General features: G+C 61.1%; 16 protein-coding genes and 1 tRNA gene. 2 read left to right on the top strand and 15 right to left on the bottom strand.

Annotation, left to right across the window (positions count from 1 at the left end; genetic code table 11):
• Window positions 1-148: 148 nt before the first annotated feature.
• The 3 genes from IE92_RS0101440 to IE92_RS0101425 form a co-directional block, all read right to left on the bottom strand.
• The gene (locus tag IE92_RS0101440; protein WP_043321277.1) at window positions 149-3289 is read right to left on the bottom strand and encodes a type I restriction endonuclease subunit R; all 3141 of its coding nucleotides are present in this window, start codon (window positions 3287-3289) and stop codon (window positions 149-151) included.
• A gap of 235 nt (window positions 3290-3524) precedes the next feature.
• The gene (locus tag IE92_RS17670) at window positions 3525-4757 is read right to left on the bottom strand and encodes a restriction endonuclease subunit S (RefSeq protein ID WP_081863791.1); all 1233 of its coding nucleotides are present in this window, start codon (window positions 4755-4757) and stop codon (window positions 3525-3527) included.
• On the bottom strand, window positions 4754-6781 hold the full coding sequence (locus IE92_RS0101425; RefSeq protein ID WP_211250739.1) for a type I restriction-modification system subunit M: 2028 nt from the start codon (window positions 6779-6781) through the stop codon (window positions 4754-4756). The genes IE92_RS17670 and IE92_RS0101425 overlap by 4 nt, the downstream gene beginning before the upstream one ends.
• A 227-nt stretch (window positions 6782-7008) precedes the next feature.
• Here IE92_RS0101425 and IE92_RS17665 point away from each other — a divergent pair, with 227 nt between their 5' ends.
• Window positions 7009-7353: a DUF3892 domain-containing protein gene (locus IE92_RS17665; protein WP_081863790.1), complete on the top strand. Its 345-nt coding sequence runs from the start codon at window positions 7009-7011 to the stop codon at window positions 7351-7353.
• Window positions 7354-7721: 368 nt separating this feature from the next.
• On the opposite strand, the gene IE92_RS0101420 is transcribed toward IE92_RS17665, so the two are convergent.
• From IE92_RS0101420 to IE92_RS0101400, 5 genes are all read right to left on the bottom strand, one after another.
• Window positions 7722-7798: transfer RNA gene (locus IE92_RS0101420), tRNA-Pro, on the bottom strand.
• Between the two features lie 130 nt (window positions 7799-7928).
• Window positions 7929-8618 (bottom strand): nucleoside/nucleotide kinase family protein, encoded by a 690-nt coding sequence (locus IE92_RS0101415; RefSeq protein ID WP_245601196.1) that lies wholly within the window; start codon window positions 8616-8618, stop codon window positions 7929-7931.
• 471 nt (window positions 8619-9089) lie between these two features.
• The gene (locus tag IE92_RS0101410) at window positions 9090-10070 is read right to left on the bottom strand and encodes an acetylxylan esterase (RefSeq protein WP_030143096.1); all 981 of its coding nucleotides are present in this window, start codon (window positions 10068-10070) and stop codon (window positions 9090-9092) included.
• A gap of 264 nt (window positions 10071-10334) precedes the next feature.
• The gene (locus IE92_RS0101405) at window positions 10335-11135 is read right to left on the bottom strand and encodes an SGNH/GDSL hydrolase family protein (protein WP_043321275.1); all 801 of its coding nucleotides are present in this window, start codon (window positions 11133-11135) and stop codon (window positions 10335-10337) included.
• A gap of 75 nt (window positions 11136-11210) precedes the next feature.
• Window positions 11211-12122, bottom strand: coding sequence for an NUDIX domain-containing protein (locus IE92_RS0101400; RefSeq protein WP_051701466.1), 912 nt, complete (start codon window positions 12120-12122; stop codon window positions 11211-11213).
• Window positions 12123-12438: 316 nt separating this feature from the next.
• On the opposite strand from IE92_RS0101400, the gene IE92_RS0101395 reads away from it, so the two are divergent.
• Window positions 12439-13614 carry an alpha/beta hydrolase gene (locus IE92_RS0101395; RefSeq protein WP_030143911.1) on the top strand — a complete coding sequence of 392 codons (1176 nt, stop codon included), beginning with the start codon at window positions 12439-12441 and terminating at the stop codon, window positions 13612-13614.
• Window positions 13615-13677: 63 nt separating this feature from the next.
• On the opposite strand, the gene pheT is transcribed toward IE92_RS0101395, so the two are convergent.
• The 7 genes from pheT to IE92_RS0101365 all read right to left on the bottom strand — a co-directional run bounded on the left by pheT (window position 13678) and on the right by IE92_RS0101365 (window position 22187).
• Entirely contained in the window at window positions 13678-16200 is a 2523-nt protein-coding gene (gene pheT / locus IE92_RS0101390) for a phenylalanine--tRNA ligase subunit beta (RefSeq protein WP_030143092.1), read from the bottom strand.
• Between the two features lie 2 nt (window positions 16201-16202).
• Window positions 16203-17243, bottom strand: a complete 1041-nt coding sequence (gene pheS, locus IE92_RS0101385) for a phenylalanine--tRNA ligase subunit alpha (protein WP_030143091.1) — start codon at window positions 17241-17243, stop codon at window positions 16203-16205.
• Window positions 17244-17433: 190 nt separating this feature from the next.
• Window positions 17434-18543 (bottom strand): hypothetical protein, encoded by a 1110-nt coding sequence (locus IE92_RS18060; RefSeq protein ID WP_156027352.1) that lies wholly within the window; start codon window positions 18541-18543, stop codon window positions 17434-17436.
• A 321-nt stretch (window positions 18544-18864) separates the two neighbouring features.
• Window positions 18865-19776 carry an amino acid ABC transporter permease gene (locus IE92_RS0101380; protein ID WP_081863838.1) on the bottom strand — a complete coding sequence of 304 codons (912 nt, stop codon included), beginning with the start codon at window positions 19774-19776 and terminating at the stop codon, window positions 18865-18867.
• On the bottom strand, window positions 19773-20420 hold the full coding sequence (locus tag IE92_RS0101375; RefSeq protein ID WP_030143089.1) for an amino acid ABC transporter permease: 648 nt from the start codon (window positions 20418-20420) through the stop codon (window positions 19773-19775). Before IE92_RS0101375 ends, IE92_RS0101380 begins: the two co-directional genes overlap by 4 nt.
• A gap of 71 nt (window positions 20421-20491) precedes the next feature.
• Complete coding sequence (locus tag IE92_RS0101370; protein ID WP_030143088.1) at window positions 20492-21376, bottom strand: glutamate ABC transporter substrate-binding protein; 885 nt, start codon at window positions 21374-21376, stop codon at window positions 20492-20494.
• Between the two features lie 22 nt (window positions 21377-21398).
• Complete coding sequence (locus IE92_RS0101365) at window positions 21399-22187, bottom strand: amino acid ABC transporter ATP-binding protein (protein ID WP_030143087.1); 789 nt, start codon at window positions 22185-22187, stop codon at window positions 21399-21401.
• Between the last annotated feature and the right edge of the window lie 165 nt (window positions 22188-22352).

Genomic DNA, 22352 nt, shown 5'->3' with positions numbered 1-22352 from the left:
CTGCTTTAAAGGTGAGCACCACCGTGAAGAGCAACGGCCCTGTCATAATGACTCAAAAGCGAGAGCAGACTAAGTACTCGTTCTCACAATCCGGACGCTTCGGTGAAAGCACGTGTATCCAAGGCAGCTGAATTGCATTTCTATTAGTTCAGCTTGTCAGATCATGGTGAACGATTCGACCTGCGGCGCGGGTTATTTCCGCTTGCAAGGTGGTATCCGTGAGGAACCGCTCGGTCATTTTCTGGTGAGCATCACCAGCCGAAATTGCCGCATCTGCCGCCGCGCTCAAAAGGTCCGGAGATTCAATAAAGTGAGCAACTCGGTTGGCTGCAGCCTGATCCTGGATGGTGGGGTTTTCTTCCAACACCGTGACGATTGATTCGAACCAGGTCTGCGCCATACCAGGAGAAAAAACCTCGTCCTCGAAAAGCTGATTCAGTCGGTTAAGGATCTCATCTAGGAGGACCTTCTTGGGATCTCTTATCTGCCCGGACCCTACCGCGGAAGCTGGTTTCAGCTGGGTAGATTCGCCCACGTTGAGGTTGAGTGTTTCCTCAGCGATACGAGAGTGCTTCATCGCCCTCAACTCAACGTTAGTGAGGTCGATGTAGTCGGTGCCATCTGGCTTATAGAGCCGCTTTCGCAACAGTCGGAAGAACATCGCTCGCTTTTCCAGGCCGGTGTCGCCATAGTCCACCATCTGGGAAAGGAAGTCGTAAAGCCTCACAAATGAGCCGATGTCCTTGCGGAATTTTTCAAGCTGTCCCAACTCGTCGGCGTCCAGCACCGAACCATCGGGGGCGATCACGGAGAGATACCGATCCCTAAAACGACGCGACGCGGATTCCAGCGGAGGTTCCAGCGCGGAGTTTTTTGCGCCGGTGAGGAACGCCTGTACAAAAGCTTCGATCTCGCCCTCGGTATAGATCCCCATCGCATCACACGAGTCTCGGACATCATGGATGAGATCAACATCCGTCTCCCCGACCAGTTCGGCGGTCTCATAGTAGGTCCGGAATGCCTTAAGGATGTCCTCCGACTCATTCTTGAAGTCAAGGACGAAGGTCTTGTCCTTCCCTGCGGACGGCAAAGTACGATTTAGCCGAGAAAGTGTTTGAACCACGGCCACCGGATTGGTCAGCAGTTTGTCCACGTACATCGCGCTGAGGAGCGGCTGATCAAACCCGGTTTGAAACTTGTTTGCAACCAAAAGAATTTGAAAATCGTCGCTCGCAAGGGCCGTCGGAATATCGCGGCCGCGCAGCCCCGTGTTCAGGTTACTTTCGGTATAGTCATAACTCAGCGCACCGATGCGATGCCCGTTCATTTGCTTTTCGTTGAGCCCGCCGGAGAACGCAACAAGCGTGGCGATATCGCGATAGCGTTGCTTTGCGATGTACGCGTCGATCGCCTCCTTATAGAGTGCCGCGTGCTGGCGGGACTCTGTGATGACCATCGCTTTGGCATGTCCATCCAGCAGGTATCGCACATTTGCACGGTAGTGTTCCACGATGATTTGGACCTTCTGCGCGATATTGGTGGGGTGCAGGGAGACCCACCTCATCAATTCTTTGGATGCCTTCGACTCATCGACTAGGCGATCACTCTCACCGGCGGCAACCGCCCGCTGATGAATTTGGAATGCTCTCTCATAGGTGGTGTAGTTGCGCAGCACGTCGAGGATATAGCCCTCCTCAATCGCCTGCCGCATGGTGTACTCATGGAACGGCCGAGGCCTACCCTCATCGTCCTTACGCCCAAATAACTCAAGGGTTTTGGGTTTTGGCGTCGCGGTGAAGGCGAAGTAGGAGAGATTTGACGAGTCCGCTCGATCGGTCATCTCGGCGGCGAGGATCGTTTCGGTATCAATCTCGCCACCGTCTGCGAGTTCGGATTGTTCGTCCTCGGTAAGCACTTTCCGCAGCCTTTTCGAGGTTTCACCGGTTTGGGAGGAGTGCGCCTCATCGGCAATAATCGCAAAACGCTTCTCGGCGAGGCCCCTGTGTTTGCGAATTGCGTCGAGGGCAAATGGGAAGGTTTGCATCGTCACGATAACAATCGGGCGACCCGCGAGTAGTTCATGCGCCAGCAGGGCGGATTTTGATCGGATATCGTCGTTTCCGGCGTTCCTCACCTCGGTGGCATTAATTTTCGCGACCGTTCCCTCAACCCGCTCAATCTGTGATATTGCTTTCTGGAGCTGATCGTCGAGGACCGTGCGATCGGTGACCACGATCACAGAGTCAAAGATCTTCTCCCCCGCGGAATTATGTAGTTTGGAGAGCCCGTGGGCCGCCCAGGAGATGGAATTGGTCTTCCCCGATCCGGCCGAATGCTGCACCAGATAATTGTGACCGGCGCCCTCCACCCGTACCTCGGCAAGCAGGTTGGTCACCAGCTCCCACTGATGGAATCGGGGAAACAGCAGGGTCGATTTTTTCGTGACTTCGCCGGTGATCGGATTGATCTCCCGCCGGGTTTCCAGGTGAATCAGCCGGCCGATAATGTTGAGCCAGTTATCGCGCCGCCATACCCGCTCCCATAGGTAGGACACAGATGCGCCCTCGGGGTTCACCGGATTCCCGGAGGCACCCTGATCTCCCATGTTGAAGGGCAGAAAAAACGTGTCCTTGCCCGCAAGCTTCGTAGTCATCGCGGCCTCGGTTGAGGAAACGGCAAAGTGCACGAGGCAGCGGTTAGCAAATCCGAGCAGTGGTTCCCCGGCTGGGTTGCGGTCTTCACGATACTGTTTCACCGCGGCGTCCAGGGATTGGGTATTATCGGTCTTCAATTCAACCGTTGCCACGGGTAATCCGTTGATAAAAAACACCAGGTCGATCCGGTTTGCCTCACCGTTCCTCGTTGAGTAGACGACCTCATCCATCACACGCACGCGCACGGCGTCATAACGATGCAGGGTGGTCTCGTTATGTGTGGTTGCGGGCTCCCACTCGGCCATTGCAAACTTGGCCGGAGTCTTATCAAAACCACCGCGGAGCACGTTGAGCGTGCCGCCGCCCTGATCCAGCGGCTTGTTCAGCACGGACACAAGACGGTCCAGGATGGCGGCCTTCGCTCGTTCCCGCTCGCTGTCACTCATCCCCGGTTTAACTACCTTTGCCAGGGCCTCGGGCTGGGTCTCTTCGAGCCATCCAAAGACATCCGGGACGAACAGCGCATGCTTTTTGTCATACCCGCCGCGTTCGGCCTCAGAAGTATAGATCCAACCGTCCCCGTGTAGTTCGGCAAGAATCTCCGACTGGTAGGCCTTCTCGTTTTCGATTGGCATCAGATGTCTCCTTTGAGTCCGGTCTGAGTTGTCGAATACACGTCGCCGAGCCGTATCCGCCTGGCGGACTGTGCAATTGGGATCAGGCGTGCCTCCGGATAGCACATGTGTCCCTTGGTGAGGTCTGCGCGAGGTGTGGAACCTATCTGCCCGGTCCAGTTCACAATTTCAGCGACGGTGAGCCCGCCCGAGGTCCCGTCAACAAGAAACAGCCGAATTGAATTCCCTTGAACACTCACCCGACCTCCCTCACGTTGATCTGACCGGTCACCGCAGCCGCAATAAGCGCGGCACGCCGCTCCTTTGAGAGCGCGATAAAGGCCCGCGTCTTGTCGATTAGGGTGTCGATTTTTGACGTCTGTTTTTCAAGAAACTGCGAGATTTGCACTTGTTCAGCAATTGGTGGCAAAAGCACGGGCACGACTCGGTAGTCATCATTATCAATCTCCGCCTGCCCGATCCGCACTCCACGGGATATAAGGCTGTATCCAACTGCATATCGGGGCGATCTAAAAAGCCAATTAAGATACTCATTACTTTCTTGATGCAATGGTGAAAAACAAAGGTAGTGTCCCGAAACTATTCCACGATGTGGAGAAATTCCGACGGAACCTTGCCAAGCTTTCATACGATTCGTTACAAGCCATCCGGGGTGTACAAGCTGGTAAATATTCCGATTTTCAGCGGTTTTATTGATATTTTGGCGAGAGTTTTTTAGAACCACACCATAATCTCGGAAGACTGAAAGCATTTTTTCATCAGGATGTTCAGTATCTTTGAGACGTTTATACATCGACCATAGCGGCTTTGTTCGCCATCCCTCAGGGATACGCCCAAGCCACTTAACACCCGAATCTTTGAAATCGACGTCGGCTGACAAACCAACTGTTAGGACCGAATCAATGACAGCATGACGACGTTCGGTGAGTTTTTCGATCAGCTGCTCTTGCTTGGCGATGAGAGCATCAATGCGGGCGGTCTCGCGATCAAGGTAATCCGCAATTAGAACTTGTGTTTTAACTGAGGGTACCGGAACCTTAAAGGATGCCATCTGCACAGTAGACAGCTCCATGAACGTCGTGCCCCTGCCAAGTGCTTCTAATTCTGGTTTTGAAGCAAGAAGGGTATATGTCAAAAAGCGGCCGTCAACTATTTCGGATGGAATAATCGCACGGCATCCCTGGTTGAACGCTGATCGCATCCCAACCTGGGCAACGTATCCAATTGGTGCACGGATAGACAAGAGAACAGCACCCGCGTTGACAACTGCGGATCCGGAGATAGCGCCACGCTCTGTGAGCGTTCTCTGAGTCGAAAAAATGGAACTTCCCGAGACCGGGCGAAGGTCTGGAGGTGTTACAAATGGGATGGTTCCGTCCCAGTTGCTCTCTTCAGATGATGGAGTTCCACCTCCAACTAATTTTCCCACACGACGCAACGCCAACGACGGGTACACTTCTGACCTCATCGTTCAAGCCCTTCAAGTAGAACCATGATCTCGCTTGCGAGTTCGTTCAGTTCGGCGTCGATTTCGGCGAGTGGGCGCGGCGGAACATACTTGTAGAAGTGGCGGGTGAAGGGGATCTCATACCCCACCTTTGTCTTGGTGGTATCCAAGCACGCGTCGGGGACGTACGGCAGTACCTCCGCCTCCAGATAGGCGGCGATGATCTCGTCACGAGCCGCCTGGCCGCGAGTATTCCCAGCGTAGGTGAAGGGGATGTTCTCGGTGTCGCGCAGCTTGGCATCCACCTCAACGTTTCCCTTGGCATCCCGAACCAGCTCGGCGGTCTCATCAATCTCGCTGAGCTCGAGGGCGAGCGAACGGAACTGTGCCGGGGTACGGGTCAGCCCCGCCGCCACAAACGCGATCCGCAGGGCCGCGATAAACTCATCACGGTTTTTATACGTGCGCGGGCTCATGCCGCTGATCGCGGCACGGAACGGCGCCGAGTCAACGTCCTTACCAAACTTCTTATCGTCCACCGCTGCAATGCGGGTTGCCGAATAGTTGCGCCGCATCGGACGGTCCACGGTGATCGTCCAGTAGCCAAAGTCATCGGCCGTAAAAATCTTTGAAATCTCCGACTCGGCAAAGGCATCATAGGCCCGCACGATCTCGCTGCGCTGCTCCTTCGAAATCTCCCGAGACTTATCGCCGAGATTTTTGCGCATCTTGGTGTATTGGTCGGTGGCATCAATCAGCTGCACCTTGCCCACGCGCGCCGCGGGCTTGTTGTTGTCGAGGATCCACAGGTAGGTGGCAATGCCGGTGTTGTAAAACATGTTGGTGGGCAGCGCCACAATCGCATCCACCAGGTCACGCTCCAGCAGAAACCGGCGGATCTCAGACTCGCCAGAACCCGCGGCCCCGGTAAACAGCGGCGAACCATTCAGGACGATGCCCGCACGACCACCACCGTCCTTAACCGGACGCAGCTTTGCCGCGAGGTGCTGCAGAAACAGCATCTGCCCATCGGAGATCGAGGGCACACCCGCGGCAAAACGCGATGCCTCGCCCATTGCCTGTCGCTCAGCGGTCACGGCCTCAGACGACGCCTTCCAGTCAAAACCATACGGCGGGTTAGAGAGACAGTAATCGAAGGTCCGGCCCGCAAACCTATCATCGGCGAGCGTATCGCCGAGCTGGATGTTCATCACATCCTGTCCCTTGCCCAGCATGTCGGACTTTGCCACGGCATACGTGAAATCGTTGAGCTCCTGACCAAACAGCTGGAGGCGCGCGTTCGGGTTCAAACCACGATGCTCCGGGGTTCCCACCACGTGCTCATCGGCGATGGAGAGCATGCCCCCGGTGCCGGCAGTCGGGTCATACACGGTACGAACAACGCCGTTGCCCCCCAGCACTTCGTCATCCGGTGCGAAGAGCAGCTCAACCAGCAGACGAATAGCATCACGCGGAGTGAAGTGCTCACCGGCTGTTTCGTTTGAAGACTCAGCAAACTTGCGGATCAGATGCTCGTACAGATCACCCATCTCGGCATTGGACACCTGCGACGGATGCAGATCCACCCTGGCAAACGCCTGCACAATAATAAACAGCCGGTTTTTCTCGGCCAGGTTCTGAACCTCGGCCTCAAATTTGAAACGGGTGAACATGTCGATGTTGTCGGAGAAACCCGCGATGTAATCAATCAGGTTTGCCGCGAGACCCTCCGGATCCCCCAGCAGCTTGGTAAACGTCCACGGTGACGTATTGAAGTAGCTCAGGTTCAGCTGTTTTTTTACTCGGACCGGCAGCATCGCCGGAGGGGTGGTTTTTGCCAGCTCAAGTACCCTACCCTTAGATGGCTCAAGGACCGAATCAAGCCGGCGCAGAATGGTCATCGGTAGGATAACGTCACCGTACTGATGTGGTTTATACACACCGCGCAACTGGTCGGCGATGCCCCAGATGAAATTGCCCAGACTGCTCACTGCTGCTCCAAAATATTTTGCGACGCACGACAAACATCGACTACTAACCCCCATTCTGTCAGGGTGTACCGACGGTACTCGGCCTGACACGGCACCTACCTGTTTTGGGGCATTCACGACAACACCGAGGTGTCGCCATATTCCGAAAATCCTCGCGTTCACTCGTGCGATACCTTCGCACGTTCAGCTGCAAGATTAAGCTCCAACCGATGCACTTTTACGCTGTCATAACAGATTTCTGCAGTCTTGATAAGGCCCACTAGCAGTGATACCCAACGTTCATGGTTTCCAATAACATCGCCGTTGGTGTGGGGAACTTGACCCACGCCAAGCTAATTGATTGGAGAAACATGATCTACATCCGCCGCGTACGGGTCGCCCATCCAGGCACCAGAAATGAACACATCACCGAGGTCCAATACTCCGAGGGCACTTACGGCACCCCTCACGCTGCTACCCGCGCTTCAATGGTGACATACATAGACAATGGAAATAGTGTTCGCACACACAATGAACACACCGGCGCGCAGGCAGAGGTGATCACGCGTAGCAATGGAATCAGGTACCTCACGACCATTGCAAACGGACGAGAATCCGACAATCTGCTTTCGCTGCCTCGTTTCTAGCGACAGACTTCTGAAATCCCCACCACACTGATGTCGATGCTCGCCCATACGATTCGCTACAAGAGAATCTAGGGCAAGGAGAAGCGGGGATGACGGGCATACGTTGTATTACAAAGCGAGCTGCGATCGTCACACAGCACGAAGTGGCTATCTATGCCGCCCGAACTAAAAAGCATTCGGCCGCGATGCACTGTGGGTTCTGGCACGTCGTAGGGTTGACCTCATCGATAGAGCGTCCATCTAAACTACGTCGTCATTGATTTTCTAAAACGGCCCTAATCTGTCGCCTCAGGGCGGAACTGCGCGATTTCGAAGAAAATAAAACCCTCCCAGCCCCGCAACATCTTGCGGTTCTGGGAGGGTTTCTTTGGTCGGGCTGACAGGATTTGAACCTGCGACCCCTTGACCCCCAGTCAAGTGCGCTACCAAGCTGCGCCACAGCCCGTTGTCGTTTCCGGCAACTCATTTATAGTAGCGCGAACCCGGGGTGAAAGGGAAAACGGGTCGCGGGGTGCGCGTGTCGCCGCGGCGGAGCCACCAGCGAAGGCGCAGCGAAGCCACACCCGACGGCCCAGTTAGTCCTGCACCGGCGTCACGATCAGGTCCGCGTTGACCGCAGATGCCTCGATGATGCGGGCGTTGGCCTCGTCGCTGCGGAAGACCCACTCGCGGGCGTGCTCCGGGGATTTGCCGTGGGCTTCGTGGCGGGCGACCAGACGTTCGGTGCGGAGGCCGGTGGGGATCTCCACGTACCAGGCGGCATCGAGGAACTCGCGCGCGGGTGCCCACTCGGGATCATCCAGCAGCAGGTAGTTGCCCTCCACGATCAGCAACGGCGTGACCGGAGATACCGCCAGCGCTGCGGCCACGGACTCGTGGAGGTCACGATCGTAGCTCGGAACGTATACGGTCTCCCGGGCGTCCTGCAGGCGGCCCAGGAGGGCCACGAAGCCCGCGGCATCAAACGTGTCCGGAGCACCCTTGCGGTCGGTGCGGCCCAGGTCGGCGAGCACGGCGCGGGAGAGGTGATATCCGTCCATCGGGACCAGCGTCGCCTCCTCCCCCAGCTCGGCCACGATGCGAGCCGCGAGCGTGGACTTCCCCGCCCCCGGAGCGCCGGCCATCCCCAGCAGACGACGCTGCCCCGGCACGATCAACGCACGCGCGCGCTCCACCAGCTCGGCAAGACCCGCCTCGATCCGTTCAGGCCCCTCGGCGAGCGCGGCCGCTCCGCCCACGGCACCCTCGAACTCTTCTGCACTCACCGATCTCTCCCCGTTTCCAACAGGACCGTCACCGGTCCGCCATCATCGTGCAGCAGACCGTCACCGGCCCGCCATCGTCTGCGACAGAACCGTCACCGGCCCCACCATTCGTCCTCGGGAAAACCAGCATGAGCTCCACCACCCGTGATCGGCGAAACCGTCTCCGGCCCAGCAACCATCAGCGGCAGAACCGTCACCGATCCCACCCTCTCTCAACAACCCCCGCCGGCACCTCGGCCCACGCTCCCCCACGGGGTCACGCGCACCCGCCCACCGCAGCCGCCCGAAGACACCCGCACGTGAGCACACCGGCGGTCTCGTCGCCCAATGCTAGCCCTATCCGGAGAGCGATGGACGGGCGCGTTCGCGGATTGCAAAAGTGTGCGGCCGGGCACCCTTGGCCCGGCCGCACACCGCGTTTATAAGGAGGGGCACCCGCCACAGCATGACGGTGCGCGCCCAGCATCGACGCTACCTCGTGGCAAACACCTCGTCGAGGAAGTCCAGGGAGGCACGGGTGGTCAGCATCTGGCCACCCTCGTGTCCGTTGAACTCCCACTCGATGATGCGCTTCTCCCCCGCGTAGCGGTTATAGGCCGCATACACGGTCGAGGGCAGGCAGATCGCATCCATAAAGGACACCGACACCAGCGCCGGCGCACTCGAGCTGCGCACCAGGTTTGTGACGTCGAAGTAGGACAGCGTGCGGAACACGTTCTCGGCGGCACCACGGTGACCCGCGAGGTACTCGGTGATCTCCGTGTACGGGCGCTGCGACGCTGCACGCACCGAACGAGGGAAGTCCGACAGGAACGGCTCCTGCGCGATTACCGCGGCCAGATCCGACCGCAGACCCGACACGGCGAGCGCCAGTCCGCCGCCCTGGCTGTGGCCCTGCACGGCAATTCGTCCGTTATCAATGGCCGCAACACCGCGCACCACGTCCACAGCACGCACCGCGTCGGTGATCAGACGACGGTAGTAGTAGTTGACCGGGTCCTCGATACCGCGGGTCATGTGACCCGAGATGCTGGGACCCTGGGTTGCGGTGTCACCGGTGTCACCGCGCGTCCAGCCCGAACCCTGCGCACGGGTGTCCATGTGCAGGTGCGCGAAGCCCGCGCTCGCCCACAGCAGATCGGCCTCGGGCTCACCCCGACCACCGCCGTAGCCCACATACGTGACGATCGCGGGCAGATCACCCGCGGCGTCCAGATCGGTCCCGGCCGGCACACGCAGCCAGGCGCGCACCTCCTGGCCGCCAAAACCGGCATAGGTGACGTCATACACATCCACCAGACGCAGACGCTCCGCCACCCGAACAAACCGGGCGTTCAGCGGATACTCGCCCGACTCCGCGAGCGTCTGAGCCCAAAAGGCCTCCAGATCGGCGGGTGCCGTGGCAGCCCCCTGGTACCCGCGTACCCACTCGATATCCGGCTCAACCAGCATGCATTCCTCGTTTCATTGGGGGATTCCTCGCCGATCGTATCGGGGGAAACGATCGGCCGCGACGTCCCGCGTCACAGTGCGAGACATCAAAAACGGTCAGGGGGCAAAAACAGGGTCAGGGATCACAACCGTCAAGAACGTCGCAGACTTCTCCTCGAGCCCCTACGGCACCTCAGAAAAATACTCTCACATGCCGCGGTAACGCGACGGAAAACCTCCCGGACTCAGACCGGTGGTCAGCGAATCACGGGAACTCGGAGATCCCTAGAACCCTTGGGACGGTGCCAGCCGCGTGGGCCGCTCGGGCCCGGGAATCTGCACCGTCTCCAGCAGCGGCAGCTTGGCGCTCTTGCCATCCCCGGCGCTCCGCCCGGTCACCCGGCGCACCACCCAGGGCAGCACGTGCTCAAGATAGTAAGCACGGTCGCGCCTGCGCGCACCCCGGTCGGGCCAGCGAGCCACCTCATCCACCGCCCACTCCACCGGGACCGGGACGTTCAGCGCCGAGAGTACCGTGGCTGCGACCCGGGTGTGCCCCAGGGTGTTCAGGTGCAGGTTATCGTCGGCCCAGTATCGGCCCTCGCTGAGGGCCGGATCGGACCAGTTATCGATCAGGGTCACGCCCTCGGGCACCCGCGAGCGAATCTCGGCCGCCACCGCATGACCCCGCGACGAGAGCAGCGCCCCCAACGGTAGATGCTGGCCGGGGTTCGGCTGACACACCAGCAGCACGTGGGATCCGGCATCGCGCAGGCGTTCGGCCGCGTCGATCATCAGCTTCGCCGTGCGCGCAATCGACACCCGCACCCGCATGATGTCGTTGCCGCCACCGTTCATGCTCACCAGCTCGGGACGCATCCGCACGGTGGGCTCGACCTGTTCGGTGAGAATGCCGCCCACCTTCTTGCCACGGATCGCCAGGTTCGCATAGCGAATCGGAGCCCCCGCGGCCTGTCCGAGCCCCAGGGCAACCAGATCGGCCCAGCCGCGAATCAGCCCGCCCGGTAGCTCATCCCCCATGCCCTCGGTAAAGGAATCGCCCAGCGCGACATAGCTACCAAACATGCGAGATTATCCTTTCCCCGGGGTCGAGACACTTCGCGATGATCCTCTCACGGGTCGGCGATAAAAGACCCGAGGCTAGTCCGAGAGCGCGTCGATTCGGTCCCAGAGCCAGCGGGATCCGAGGATCCGCGATCCCTTGGCCTCGACCCGCTCCCGCAGGCCGCGATCGCTGGTGATCGTCCACACCGTATGCGGCGGGGTGCGCTGGGCCAGTTCGCGCACCACGTGCACAATCGTCTCGTCGCCCTCGCCCGGAGCCCGCACGACGGTGAGTTCGGGAACCTGGGCGTCGCGGATCTCGGCACCCCGGGCCGCGCCCTCGAGGACAACGCGGAAACGCGGCCACCAGTGCGAGTGCCCGAGGCCCAGCGCGTCGGCGGGGATCCCCTCCTCGGCCAGGCGTTCCAGCGCCAGCAGCAGGCGGTCGGCAGCCCCGGCGCGATCGTTCCACCAGCCATCCGGGCGCGCACCGATCACATTGGCGGCATCCACCACGATCGTCTCCGAACGCTCCAGCTCCGCCCGCAGCGCCGGCCAGGACTGCTCGAATCCGGGGTGCAGCGGCAGGGTGTCAACCTCGTCCAGTGGGACCCAGCGCAGCTCGAGGCTCTCGGGATCGGTAATCTCCGGCTCGAAGGGGATGATCACGTCCCCCACCACGGTGGTATACGACCAGAAGCCCAGATCCAGGACCGCACTGAAGCGCGGGCGGACGGCGCCATCGGGCACCCCGGCCTCCTCGGCGGCCTCGCGGAAGGCCCCATCCACGGCGCTCTCCCCGCGGTGACGCGCACCCCCGGGCAGCGCCCAGGTGCCACCGAAGTGGCTCCACTCGACCCGGTGCTGCAGGAGGACCCCGCGGACGCGGTCGAAGGCCAGCAGGCCCGAGGCACCGTAGGTTCCCCAGAATTGACGGCCATCGGGCGCATAGACCCAGGCGTCGCCGCTGTCGGAGGGATCGGGATGGGAGTTCACAGGACCGGACACCCCTCCAGCTTGTCACGTTGACGGATGGTATGCACCCCCGATTTCCCCACATGACGACGGTTATTTGCGCGCCGTGATCCGCCCTTTTGTGGGTGTCCCGCCGCAGAACAGCCGGTGAATTCCTGAAAAACACCCGCGAATCCCTGAGGAGTCCCGCGAGAATACGCCATCCACGGTAAATATCAGCCTCTGAGACGATTCCCCCTCCCCCGCTGGGACCTAAAATCAAGGCTGACGTATACACAGCACTTTGCCGGTTGTCGCCGGCAGCGGCGGTTCCGTTCCCCGGAACGAGATCGCGCACCTGGAGGCCACAATGAATCCCGACAAACCCATCGACATCCCCCCGTCGCTCGAGAACGGCGCCGCCGGCACCGACCTGCTCGCCACCTACTGGCCGAGCATCATCGGGCTGGCGATCGCGGTTGTCCTGATCGGTCTGTGGATTTGGCGCGCCCGCCGTGACCCCGAGCGTCGTACCCGCCGTGTGCGTCGTGGATTCCTCTGGTGGACCCCGATCACCATCGTGCTGATCGGCTCCCTGGCACTGGGGGTCAACACCTGGGTCGGCTATCTGCCCTCGGTGTCCTCGGTGCAGCGCTGGCTGAGCGATACCCCACAGAAACCCCACGTCGTCTCCGATAAGAAGCCCGTGCAGGGATCCGGCACCACCACGCTGCCCACCTCCGAGCGTCGGGTCACCACCTCCACCACCGGATACTCTTTCCTGGCCACCATCCCCTCCACCGCCAAGGACGTCCCGAGCTCCGGTGCCTGGGTGTACCTCCCGCCGGACTATGACAAGCCCGGCAACGACCGCCGCTACCCGGTGATCTACGCGATGCATGGCTCTCCCGGCAGCGCCGCCGACTGGTTTGCCGGCGGCCGGATCGATGTGACCCTGGAAGAGCTGATGAAGTCGGGGCAGTTCCCGCACGCCATCGTGGTTGCCCCCGATCTCAATGCCGGTCCCGAGCGCCGCACCACCGAACCGCTGAACTTCCCCGGCGGCCCGCAGATCGAGGACTACATGGTCAAGGACGTGGTGGGCTGGGCCGATAAGACCCTGCGCACCGAGCCCGAGGCCAAAAAGCGCATCATTGCCGGGATGTCCTCCGGCGGGTTCACCTCGTTGGTGTTTGCGCTGCGCTACCCCGAGGAATTTGGGTCGGCTATCTCGCTACTTCCCTACGCTAAGCCGTATTCCAAGGGCATCGTGGGTAACCCCGAGGCCATGCGGATCAACACCCCCACGCACCTCCTACGTGAGTTGCCACGCGGAACCGGCCAAACATTCTTCATCGGTCAGGATGATGGGGAGTCGCTGCGCGCGGCCGAGATCATCAACCGCGACCTGCGCGAGCACGGCCTCACGACCACGCTGCGCACCTATCCGGGCCTCGAACACAACTGGACCGCGGCCCGCACCATGATGCCCTACGGCCTGGTGTGGACCGCCCAGCAGCTCGGCTGGGACAAGCCCAACGGCTAGCATCCGGCACACAAAACGCCCGTTGCCTCCTCGCGGAGACAACGGGCGTTTTGCTTTACGTGGCTAGTCGCGGATCGCCGCGCCGAAGCGCTCGCCCGCGAGGGCGGCGCCGGCCAGCTTGGCCTCGGAGGCCTCGGCCGCGGTGAGCGTGCGATCGGCGGCGCGGAAGCGCAGCGCGAAGCTCAGCGACTTGTGGCCCTCGGCCAAGCCCTGGCCGCGGTAATCATCAACGAGGCGGATGTGCTCCAGGAGCTCCCCCGCGCCCTCGAGAACCGCCGCCTGTACCTCGGCTGCCGGAACCTCGACCGGAACGGTCAGCGAGAGATCCTGGGTGGCGGCCATGAAGGTGAAGATGGACTGCGCCTCGACGATGTCGGTGCCTCCGGCAAGGACGGCGTCGAGGTTGATCTCGGCGACGGCCACGGTGCGCGGCAGGTCCGACTCGGCGGCGAAGCTCGGCAGGAGCTCCCCCGCGTAGCCCACGAGGGTCTCCCCCACATACAGCGCGGCGGTGCGTCCCGGGTGCAGGATCTGGTGCGATCCCTGCTCGATCCGGATCTCCACGCCGGCGGCCAGCGCCACCTGACGCACCGCATCCAGGGCGTCGGTCAGGCCGCTGGGTACGGCGTCCAGACCCGGCTGCTTGGGGGTCACGTTGCCCACAATGAGCACACCCACGTGGTGCGGCTGCGGCGGGATTCCGGCCTTGAGCGCGGCCAGTTCGGCCTCGCTCGGACGCACGGTCCCGTTCGGCAGCTCACCCGCGTAGCCCAGCGCGACGCCGGCCTCGGGGCGGAACACCAGACCGGTCTCATAGATCGAGAGATCCACGAGTCCGCGTGCCAGGTTGCGCTTGGCCACACCGATCAGGCCCGGCAGCACCGAGGTGCGCAGGAACGGCTCGCGCGCGTCCAGGGCGTTGGCCAGCTTGATTGCCGGAACATCGGCCGGGGTCGCCGACCCAAACATGTTATTGGTCTCGGCGGACACGAACGGGTAGGACTGCACCTCGGTCGATCCGGCCGCGGCCAGGGTCTGAGCCACGCGGCGACGCGCACGCTGGGTGCGGGTCAGGCCGCGTCCGGGCGGGGCGACGGGCAGGCGCGAGGGGATGCGGTCATAGCCGATGATCCGCGCGATTTCCTCGGCGAGGTCGCAGGGGCCGGTGATGTCCGAACGCCAGGTGGGACGCACCACGCTCAGGCCGCCCTCCACGGCGGTCACCTCGGCACCGATCTCTACCAGGGCCGAGGTTTCCTCGGCCACGGTGTACTCGGTACCGATCAGGCCGCTCACGTAGCCCGCGGGCAGCAGGATCGCCTCGGGGGCCTCATCGGCGGCGATGGTCTGACCGAGCGAGTCGATCGTTCCACCGGCCAGCTCCACCAGCAGCTCGGCCACACGCGCGGCGGCGGCACGGCCCAGGCGCGGGTCGACCCCGCGCTCGAAGCGCTTGGACGCCTCGGAGGGCAGCTTGTGACGACGAGCGGTACGCGCGATCGACACCGGCGAGAAGTGCGCGGCCTCGATCAGCACATCGGTGGTGGTGTCGCTGATCTCGGTGGTTGCGCCACCCATGACACCGGCCAGGCCGATCGCCCCGGAGTCATCGGCGATCACCAGGTCTTCGGGGTGCAGCTTACGCTCGGTCCCGTCGAGGGTGACCAGGGTCTCCCCCTTCTCGGCGCGACGCACCACCAGTCCGCCGGCAACCTTGTCCAGGTCGTATCCGTGGATCGGCTGACCCAGCTCGAACATCACATAGTTTGTGATATCCACCAGCAGCGAGATCGAGCGCACCCCCGCGAGGGAGAGGCGCGCAACCAGCCACGGCGGGGTCGGGCGGGTGGCGTCCACGCCGCGCACCACGCGGGTCGTGAAGGCGTCGGCCCCCACCACGCCGCGAATGGGGGCGTCATCCTTAATCTCGACCGAGAAGCCGGTGGCCTCCAGCGCGGCGGGCGCGAGCGCCGGGTCGCGGAAGGCCGCACCGGTGGCGTGCGAATACTCGCGGGCCACACCGCGCACCGAGAACGCGTAGCCGCGGTCCGGGGTCACGTTGATCTCCACCGCGGAGTCATCCAGGCCCAGCAGCGGCAGGGCCGGGGTGCCCACGGGGGCGTCGATGCCGTAGGTCGAGAGCACGATGATGCCATCGTGCTCGTCGCCCAGGCCCAGCTCGCGGGCCGAGGCCATCATGCCCTCGGACACGTGACCGTAGGTCTTGCGCGGGGCGATCACGAAGTTTCCGGGCAGCACGGCACCGGGCAGGGTGACAACTACCTTGTCACCCACGCGGAAGTTGTGCGCACCACAGACGATGCCGTGAATCGCGTCGCCACCATCGGCGGCGATTTCGCCGTCGGCGGCCACGCGCACGCGGCACCAGTTGATGGTTTTACCGTTGGACTGCTCCTCGGGGGTGAACTCCAGCACCTCGCCGACCACGATCGGTCCGGTGAGGTCGAACGTGTGCACGTCCTCCTCTTCCAGACCCACCTTGACCAGGGCCTCCTGGACCGACTCGGGGGTCGCTCCGGGCTCGAGATCTACGTATTCAGCCAGCCAGTTCAGGGGAACCCGCACGACTACACCACCATTCCGAATTGCTGGGAGAAGCGCACGTCGCCCTCCACCATTTCACGCATGTCCTGTACACCGTCGCGCAGCATCAGGCCGCGCTCCACACCCATACCGAAGGCGAAACCGGAGTAGATTTCCGGGTCGATTCCGGCCGCACGCAGCACGTTGGGGTGGATCATGCCGCAGCCGCCCCACTCGATCCAGCGTGCGCCGCCCTTGAAGGTGGGGTGCCAGAAGTCGAGCTCGGCGCTGGGCTCGGTGAACGGGAAGAAGCTCGGACGCAGACGGATCTTCGCCTCGTCGCCGAAGACCGACTTCACGAAGTGGTCCAGGGTGCCACGCAGGTCGGCCATGGTCAGACCCTTGTCCACGGCAAGGCCTTCGAACTGGGTGAACACGGGAGTGTGGGTGGCATCCAGCTCATCGGTGCGGTACACGCGGCCCGGGGCCAGCACGTAGATCGGCACCTCACGGTCGAGCATCGTGCGCACCTGCACCGGAGAGGTGTGGGTACGCATGACCAGGTGAGCCTCGGGAGGCTCCACAAAGAAGGTGTCCTGCATCGCGCGGGCGGGGTGATCGGCGTCGAAGTTCAGCGCGTCAAAGTTGAACCACTCGCTCTCGACCTCGGGCCCCTCGGCGATCTCCCACCCCATACCGGTGAAGATGTCCTCCACGCGCTCGCGCAGCAGCTCCAGCGGGTGACGGGCACCGGCACGGTAGCGGCTGGGCAGCGCGGTGACATCCACGGTCTCGGCGGCCAGGCGGGCGGCATCCTCGGCGGCGACGATGCGCTCCTCGGCGGCGGCATAGGCACCGTTCACACGCCCGCGGGCCTGGCCCACGAGCTTGCCAAAGGCGGCCTTCTGGTCGTTGGGCACAGAGCGCAGGGCGGCGTTGAGGTTCGCCAGCGGCGAGCCCTCGGCCATGTGGGCCGAACGCGCCTGCTTGAGTGCGGTGGAGTCGGCGGCGGCGGCAATGGCGGCGAGCGCCGCATCGACCGCGGCGGCGACGCTTTCTTCGGTAATCAGTTGAGGGTCAGACACAAAAACACATTCTACCCGGGTTCTCCCGCCCGCCGGGGGCCAGAACTCCGGAACGGCCCGCGCGGAGGGGATCCATCCGGGCGGGCCGTTCGCGTTCGTCACGATGTGATTCCTGGGCTTCATCTCGTGCCAGGCGGCAAAGTGATAATTTCGGTCGGCTCTCACCAGTGCAAGTGGCTACTGAAAGTAGCTAAATTGCACTGAGGTTCGAGGCAAACTGATTCCATTTTTGCACCGCGCCGTCTTTGTATGCCTGTCGTCCGATGCCCAGAGGGTCAGAACGAATTATCTTCGCATACACGAGTAGCCGCTTAGATCCGTCCCCATGCGACTTCGATACAGAAAAGCGAATGGTCGAGCCAGCACCATCCACATGGTCTTGCGTCGCGTTCAGTCCAAATGACCAAAATTCGTCGCTGCCTTCGTTGCTATAAGACTGAGAGCCAAATGTGCAGTTGAAGTTTGCAGTAATCGGCCCCACAAGAGTGACTGTCAGGGGCAGCAGCTGTCCCGAAGAGGGGATGCTTGCAGGGGCACCATCTACGGGGAATATTTGGTTGAAGCGCCCGGGCTGATTGAGCGCATCACGAGCTTGAGTAGGAGTGGTTCCTCCAACTCCAGCCTCATGCTGATAGCTCCAGGCAGGGTCTGCCGAAACCGGAAACTTGGTGTCTGCGTTTACTTCAACGCGCTGACGCAGGCTCTGTCCCGAATACTCGTACTTGGTCTCGAGTGCCCGGCCCGATGCATCAAAGGCCCACGCCGGTTGAATAACGAGCGCAGTCCCATCCGAGAAAACCACACTTTGGAAGCCTTCCCCAAGCGAATCAATTGACGTAATTTGCTGCTCGAATTGCAACGTGAATTTCTCAGTAGCCGCTTTGTTTTTACCCGAGAAGATAATCTGAGCTCCACCATCAATTGCTTTAGCAAAGGTCGAGACGCCGGTATCTTCTCGTTTCAAAACCTCATAGCCTTCCACCTGGTGTTCTGCGGTCTTTTTACCTTCGAGAACTACGACCCTGCCCTGACTTTCCGTCCCAGTAGAAATTGTCACTCTGGTGGTAGAACCTTCAAAACCTCTAGATGAGAGAGTCGTGTTCCCATCACTGGAAGCGAAATCTAACGAGGCCTGTGCGGAGCTCGAAAGTTTGAGCTCTGCGGGAATATTTTTCAACTCGGACACGGCCTCGCTTTCCGGCGAAGATGCGAGCGAGGGAGTTGCGGAAGCCAATATGACCCCCATAACGATGACGGAACTCAGTGATAAAACGAGTCCTGGTCTTTTGACAAAATGCATCAGACTTCTCCTTGTATCTGTGAAGTTAGCCTAAGGAGGGGGCCTTAGAGCTTTGAATCGTCACATTCACGTTGGGGAGAAAATCGAATTGACGTGGTCAGATCGATTAGCGTTGACGTTGGCGTGGACGCTACTCGCTCAGTCTGGGATCGAGATGTGAACGCAGACAGTCGAATCAAACAAGACTGGTTGATTTGTTTAGGCTTCGATTCACTGGTCGTTACATGATTGGGACAACCTACTAGCTAGATCCATTAGCGCCGCCAAGAAATCAACCTTGGCGGCGCTAATTTACCGTGTCATGTGCAGTTACTTCTGTACCTACCTCGCCTGTACGGCGGCCGCGGGACCGGGCTCCGCGCCCGGGGCGTCTCCGCCACCGGGCTTTTCGGGTTCGGCACCGCCGCGCTGCGCACGGTCCGAGCGCCGGGCCAGCCAGCGTGCAAAGGCCGAGAGCAGCAGGTTCATTACCAGGTAGATGACCAGGGTGATGATGAACAGCGTGAACAGGTACTTATTGCCCAGGGCGCTTCCGAGGTTGTTCATCGTGGTGCGGATCAGCTCCGGGTAACCGACGATGAATCCCAGCGAGGTGTCCTTGAGCAGCACCACAAGTTGGGCCACGACGATCGGGAGCATCTGCCTAAATGCCTGCGGAAACTCGATTCGCATCCGGGTAGCAAAGGGTGTCAGCCCGATGCTCAGCCCGGCCTCTCGCTGTCCCTTGGGCAGCGAGGCGATGCCGGCGCGCAGCGCCTCCCCGATGATCGCGCCGTTATAGAGACCCAGCCCGAGAACCACGGCCAGATAGGAACCACTGGAGAATGCCAGCAAGATGAAAAGCATCATCAACAGCACGGGCATGCCTCGAAGGAACTCCAGCACAATGGTCGCCGGGACACGCACCCATCGAGTGCGCGCCGTGCGCAGCAGCGCGAAAACGACACCCAGAACCAACGCAAGCGCTGCCGCGACGAGCGCCGCCTTGAGCGTGTTCAGCACACCGCCGCCGATTTGTGACCAGAGGGCAGGGTTCGTGACAACATCCCAGCGTGAGGCATCCCAGACTCCGGGCAGGGTAATCCCACCGGCTGCTTCGCGAGGCTGTCCAAGCACAATCCCGATGGCGGCGAGCCCGCCGATGACCACGAGCGTCACGATCACCGAGGTGATGCGCGAGCGACGCCGAGCCTTGGGACCGGGCGCATCAAACAGAACAGAGGATCCACTCATCGCGACACCGCCCACTTCTTCTCCAAGTATCCGGCCAGGATGCCCAGCGGAATCGTAATCAACAGGTAGAACGTGGCCACACCCAGCAGAACCGGGATCACCGCGTTCCCGTTGGCGTTGGCCAGTTCCTTACCGATGGTGACCAGCTCGGCCACAAAGAATCCACCGGCCACCGAGGTGTTCTTGACCAGCGCGATCATCACGTTGATCAGTGGCGGAATGGTCATCCGCACCGCCTGGGGCAGCACCACCTGGGTCACGGTCTGGCCAAATCCCAGCCCAATACTCCGGGCAGCCTCGGCCTGCCCGATCGGCACGCCGTTGACCCCCGAGCGCAGCGCCTCGGCCACAAACGGGGAGGTGTAGAGACTCAGGCCGATCATCGCCAGGAACTTATAGTCCAGGCCGAGCCCCAGCTGCGGGGCCACAAACGCGAAGAAAAACAGGATCAGGGTCAGCGGGGTGTTTCGCACCACCTCGGTGTATACCGTCGCGAAGGTGCGCAGCGCTCCCACCGGCGAGATCCGCATGATCGCAACGACCGTGCCGATAATCAACGCCGCGATCCCCGCGACCACAAACAGCTGCAGGGTGAGTACAAAGCCCGAAAAGTATCGATCGAGGTTGTCAATAATAACGTTCATTCACCGCCTCCTTTCGAGGGGGAAACAGCTGTTCTGCGGGGTGTTCGCCCCGCAGAACAGCTGTTGTGGGGCTATTCGGTGATCTTGGGTCCCTCAACAAACGGCAGGATCTTGCCCGCGGTCGATTCCCAGGCCTTCTTATAGGCGCCGTCCTTATACGACTCCTCCAGGGCCTTATTGATGAAGTCCTTGAACGCGGTATCGCCCTTCTTCAAGCCAATGCCGTAGGGCTCCTTGGTGAAGAGGTCACCGGCAAGCTTGAACTCGCCTTCGTTCTTGGCCGCGAGGCCGGCGAGGATCACGTTGTCGGTCGAGACCGCCACGACCTTCCCCGAACGCAGCGGCTCAAGGCAGTTACTGTAGGCGTCGGTGAGGACCGGGTCGGCGCCGAGCTTGGCGAGGTTTTCGGCCGGGGTGGATCCGGTCACCGAGCACACGGGCTTACCCACGATGTCCTTTTCGGACTTGATGTCGTTGTTATCTGCCTTAACCAGCAGCGACTGTCCGGCAATATAGTACGGACCGGCAAAGTCGATAACTTCCTTGCGCTTGTCGTTGATCGTGTACGTGGCGACCACCATGTCAACCTCGCCCTTTTGGATAAACGGCTCGCGGTTGATCGAAACCGCTTCCTTCCATTCGATCTTGTCGGCGGGAATACCCAGCTGGCCGGCGATGATCTTAGCGATTTCAACATCGAAACCCTCGGCCCCGTTGAGGCCCTTCTCACCGAACAGCGGCTGATCAAACTTCACCCCGACGGTGATTTTGCCGGCCTTAGCGAGCTTCTCCATCGTGGTTCCCGCCTCGAAGGTGGGGTTTTCTACCACGGTGGGGTTGTCCCCGGAGCCTCCCCCGCTGCCGCCGGCGTTGCCGCCGTCGGAGGTGGAACAGGCTGTGAAGAGGAGGGCCGAGGCCGCGGCGAGGGCTACAAGAGATACTTTCGAACGCTTCATGAGTGGCTCCTTTGCTGTGGTGTTACCGGTCGAGAATCTTGGCGAGGAAGTCGCGCGCACGCTCGGATGAGGGGTTGGTGAAGAAGGTTTCCGGGGTTTCGTCCTCGACGATTTCGCCGTCCGCCATGAACAGCACGCGGTCGGCAGCCTTGCGGGCAAAGCCCATCTCGTGGGTCACCACGATCATCGTCATGCCCTCCTTGGCGAGCTCCACCATGACATCGAGGACCTCGTTGATCATTTCCGGGTCGAGCGCCGAGGTGGGCTCGTCCATCAGGATCAGCTTCGGACTCATCGCCAACGATCGGGCGATCGCGACGCGCTGCTGCTGACCGCCGGAGAGCTGGGCGGGCAGCTTATTGGCCTGATTGGCCACACCCACGCGTTCCAGCAGCGTCATTGCCCGCTCGTTCGCCTGTTTGGTCGACATCTTTTTCACCCGGATGGGGCCCAGGGTCACGTTTTCCAGCACGGTTTTATGGGCGAAGAGATTGAAGGACTGGAACACCATGCCCACATCGGCGCGGAGCTTGGCGAGCCCCGCCCCCTCCTCGGGCAACTGCTTGCCGTCGATCGTGATCGTGCCACTGTCGATGGTTTCCAGACGGTTGATCGCCCGGCAGAACGTGGACTTCCCGGACCCCGAGGGCCCGATCACGACCACGACCTCACCGCGTGCAACCGACGTGGAGATGTTTTTGAGAACGTGCAGATCGCCATAGTGCTTGTTGACATCGGAGAGCACCACGAGGGGTTCTCCGCGGCCGACGATCGGAACGCTGGTGGTTTGGGGTATCAACGTTGGTTCCATGCCCTCACGCTAGTCAGTGTGCCCACTCAAACGACACGAATAAACACGCTTGTTACCTATTTGTGACCGTTATACAACGGGCTGATCAGATGCTTATTTTGTTCGGACTTCTTCCATATTTGAGGTGAAATCCGATATATATACTGTTTTTGGCATGCATTTGTC

Source organism: Mycetocola saprophilus (assembly GCF_000718085.1).
Lineage (GTDB): Bacteria > Actinomycetota > Actinomycetes > Actinomycetales > Microbacteriaceae > Mycetocola > Mycetocola saprophilus.
The sequence above is the reverse complement of the archived record's forward strand: the minus strand, read 5'-3'. Positions and strand labels throughout refer to the sequence as shown.

Excerpts from the sequence above, each read along its gene's own strand:
- IE92_RS0101440 (WP_043321277.1), bottom strand. The coding sequence starts at position 3,289 with ATGCCAATCGAAAACGAGAAGGCCTACCAGTCGGAGATTCTTGCCGAA.
- IE92_RS17670 (WP_081863791.1), bottom strand. The coding sequence starts at position 4,757 with ATGAGGTCAGAAGTGTACCCGTCGTTGGCGTTGCGTCGTGTGGGAAAA.
- IE92_RS0101425 (WP_211250739.1), bottom strand. The coding sequence starts at position 6,781 with ATGGGGGTTAGTAGTCGATGTTTGTCGTGCGTCGCAAAATATTTTGGA.
- IE92_RS17665 (WP_081863790.1), top strand. The coding sequence starts at position 7,009 with ATGGTTTCCAATAACATCGCCGTTGGTGTGGGGAACTTGACCCACGCC.
- IE92_RS0101410 (WP_030143096.1), bottom strand. The coding sequence starts at position 10,070 with ATGCTGGTTGAGCCGGATATCGAGTGGGTACGCGGGTACCAGGGGGCT.
- IE92_RS0101405 (WP_043321275.1), bottom strand. The coding sequence starts at position 11,135 with ATGTTTGGTAGCTATGTCGCGCTGGGCGATTCCTTTACCGAGGGCATG.
- IE92_RS0101395 (WP_030143911.1), top strand. The coding sequence starts at position 12,439 with ATGAATCCCGACAAACCCATCGACATCCCCCCGTCGCTCGAGAACGGC.
- IE92_RS18060 (WP_156027352.1), bottom strand. The coding sequence starts at position 18,543 with ATGCATTTTGTCAAAAGACCAGGACTCGTTTTATCACTGAGTTCCGTC.
- IE92_RS0101380 (WP_081863838.1), bottom strand. The coding sequence starts at position 19,776 with ATGAGTGGATCCTCTGTTCTGTTTGATGCGCCCGGTCCCAAGGCTCGG.
- IE92_RS0101375 (WP_030143089.1), bottom strand. The coding sequence starts at position 20,420 with ATGAACGTTATTATTGACAACCTCGATCGATACTTTTCGGGCTTTGTA.
- IE92_RS0101370 (WP_030143088.1), bottom strand. The coding sequence starts at position 21,376 with ATGAAGCGTTCGAAAGTATCTCTTGTAGCCCTCGCCGCGGCCTCGGCC.
- IE92_RS0101365 (WP_030143087.1), bottom strand. The coding sequence starts at position 22,187 with ATGGAACCAACGTTGATACCCCAAACCACCAGCGTTCCGATCGTCGGC.